Annotated in this window: 2 protein-coding genes and 1 pseudogene; all 3 read left to right on the plus strand. The window is 56.1% G+C overall.

Going from position 1 to position 2,912, the window contains the following annotated elements:
• Positions 1 to 561, plus strand: a pseudogene (locus tag QZ105_RS10350) (radical SAM protein); the annotation flags it as partial.
• Entirely contained in the window at positions 531 to 1,028 is a 498-nt protein-coding gene (locus tag QZ105_RS10355; RefSeq protein WP_293729841.1) for a DNA-deoxyinosine glycosylase, read from the plus strand. The pseudogene QZ105_RS10350 and the gene QZ105_RS10355, both read left to right, overlap by 31 nt.
• A 112-nt stretch (positions 1,029 to 1,140) precedes the next feature.
• On the plus strand, positions 1,141 to 2,912 hold a 1,772-nt coding region (locus QZ105_RS10360), incomplete at its 3' end, for an AAA family ATPase (RefSeq protein WP_293729842.1).

Here is a 2,912-nt window from a genome sequence, read left to right on the forward strand (position 1 = left end):
GGCGTGCAGCTGATGGTGGGCCTGCCGCTGCAAGATTGGGGCAGCGTGCGGCAGACGGCACAGCTGGCGGCGGAGCTCAAGCCGGACGTAGCCAGAATTTATCCCGTGCTGGTAGTGAAGGATACGCCGCTGGCCGTTCAGTATGCGGCCGGAAGCTACGCGCCGCTGACGCTGGAGGAGGCGGTGGCGCAGAGCGCTTATGTGTATGAAAAGCTGATTGCGGCAGGCGTTAAGGTTATCCGCATCGGCCTGCAGCCCGATGAAGAGCTGTGTGCGCCGGGAAATATTATCGCCGGGCCTTTTCATCCCTCCATGGGGGAATTGGTGAAAAGTAGAGCGCTGCGGCGACAGCTTACGCCCCGGCTGCAAAGTTTAGCCGATAAAGGAGTACGCGCCGTGGAAGTGCGCTGTCCCGTGCGTTTGCAATCTAAACTGCGGGGTTTGAAAAGCTGCAATCTGCAGTATTGGCGGCAAATACTGCCGCAGCTGACGTTGAAAATTACTTCGTGCGAGGGAGAGGAGATAGAGCTATGTCCCAGTGCCGTTCCTTTGAGCCAATAGTTGGAGCAAACAGTAAAATTTTAATTCTGGGCTCCATGCCCGGCGTGAAATCCTTGCAGGAGCAGGAATATTACGCCCATCCGCAAAATCGCTTTTGGAAATTGCTGGCGCTGCTGTTTAACGAGCCCGCGCCTCAGGATTACGCCGCCAAAAAAGCTTTGCTGGCGTGTCATGGCGTGGCGCTGTGGGATACGCTGGGCGTATGCGAGCGCGAGGGCAGCTTGGACAGCGATATAAAAAACGAAACGCCAAACGATATTCTGGGGTTGTTGGCACGGAATCCGTCCATCCGCGCAATTTTCTGCAATGGCGGCAAGGCGGGCGCGGCCTGCAAAAAATATTTTGCCCGCAGCCTGCCTCCCGGCGTGGAGGTTTTTTATTTTCATTCCACCAGCCCGGCTAACGCGCGCATGAATTTAGCGGCGTTGGCCCAAGAGTGGGGAAGGATTTTGCAATATTTAAAGTAAGCGCTGCTGAAAGCAGTGTTAAAATTGCGATATGTATGATAAAATAATAAGATAACAATTAGTAAGAGTAAGCGGCCTGCGCTGCGGGCCGTGCAGAGACAGGTGATTATTTGTGCGCTTAAAGTCCTTTGCGACCTATGGCTTTAAATCCTTTGCCGATAAAACTGAATTAACCTTTGATAAAGGAATAACGGCTGTTGTCGGGCCTAACGGTTCGGGTAAGAGCAATATTTCAGACGCCATTCGCTGGGCTTTGGGCGAGCAGAGTGCGAAGTATTTGCGCGGCTCCAAGATGGAGGACGTAATTTTTTCCGGCAGCGGCAAGCGCCGCGCCTTAGGCGTGGCCGAGGTCAGTCTGGAATTTGACAACAGCGACCATACCTTGCCTTTAGATTTTGAACAGGTGAGCCTGACCCGCCGTTTATTTCGCAGCGGCGACAGCGAATACGCTATCAACAAGAAGCCCTGCCGCTTGAAGGACATCATCGATTTGATGGCCGATACAGGCTTGGGCAAAGGCTCCATGTCGATAATCGGTCAGAATAAAATAGACGAGGTACTCAACAGCAGGCCGGAGGAACGCCGCGGTTTGTTCGAGGAGGCCGCAGGTATCGCCAAATACCGCCTGCGGAAGAAGGACGCCGTGAAAAAGCTGGACGATACGGCGCTGAATCTGACGCGTATAAGCGATATCCGCAGCGAGGTGGACGCGCAGGTAGAGCCTTTGGCTCAGGCGGCGGCTAAGACGAAGCAGTATAATTCTTTAAGCGAGGAGTTGCGCTTATGCCGTTTATCCGTACTGCTGCGCAAGCTGGACAATATGGCGGGCGTGCAGGCGGAGCTGAACGCCAAAAAGCAGGCGGCGGCTGATGAATTTTCCCGGCAGGCTGCGCTTTTGAGCGGCAGGGAGGCCGAAGCGGCGGCGCTGCAGCGGCAGTTGGATAAGCTGGCTGAGGATTACAGCAAATTACAGGAAGAAATAAAAAATCAGGAAACGGCGTTGGAGAAGCTGCGCGGCAAGCAGGGCGTGCTGGACGAGCGCGCCGAGCAAAGCCAGCGGGCAGCGGCCAGATTAGAGCAAAGCAACGCTAAGCTGGCGCAGCAGGCGGAGGAGTTGGAAAGCAAAATGCGTTCCCTGGCCGCCGAATTTGACGCAGTGGATAAGGAGCGGGCCAAGGCTGCCTTGCAGACTGAACGCCTGCAGAAGGAGCGGGACGAGCAGGCAAGAATGCTGACCGAGGTGCAGAACCAAAATGCCAGCGCGCAAAGCGAATTTTTTGCAGCTATGCAGGCGCTGCTGAAAATGCGCAACGAACTGCGCGCTTTAGAGCAGGAGCAGGAGCAGCGGATGCGCCGCCGCGAAGCTTTGAAAAAGAGCATCGAGGAGGCCGAGGCGGCGGCAGCCAAAAGCCAGGAGCAATACAACAGGCTTTTGGAAGCTCAAGCCCGCTGCCAGCATGACGCAGAGCTTTTGCGCAAGGACGCCGACGCTTTGCAGACGGCGGCGGCGGCAGCGCAGAAAAATATTACGCAGATTACAGCCAGCCAGCAGCAATGCCAACGGCAGCTGACCATGGCCGAAACGAAGGAGCAGGGCCTGCGCCGGATGCAGCAGGCTTACGAGGGCTTCGGCTACGGAGTCAAAGCAGCGCTTAAGGCGCAGGCTCCCTGGCGGCAGCAGCTTTTAGGCGTGGCTGCCGAGCTGATTACAGTTGAAGATAAATTTATTACAGCGATAGAAACGGCCTTGGGCGAGGGCGCGCAGAATATTGTAGCGCAAAGCGCCGAGGCGGCTAAGGCGGCGATCGCCTATTTAAAACAGACCGGCGGCGGCCGCGCTACCTTTCTGCCCTTGGATACTGTGCAGCGCCGCAGCCCCAATAA

It is taken from the genome of uncultured Phascolarctobacterium sp., assembly GCF_905212365.1.
Classification (GTDB): Bacteria; Bacillota; Negativicutes; order Acidaminococcales; family Acidaminococcaceae; genus Phascolarctobacterium_A.

Coding starts and splice junctions, on each gene's coding strand:
- QZ105_RS10355 (WP_293729841.1), top strand. CDS start 531: ATGTCCCAGTGCCGTTCCTTTGAGCCAATAGTTGGAGCAAACAGTAAA.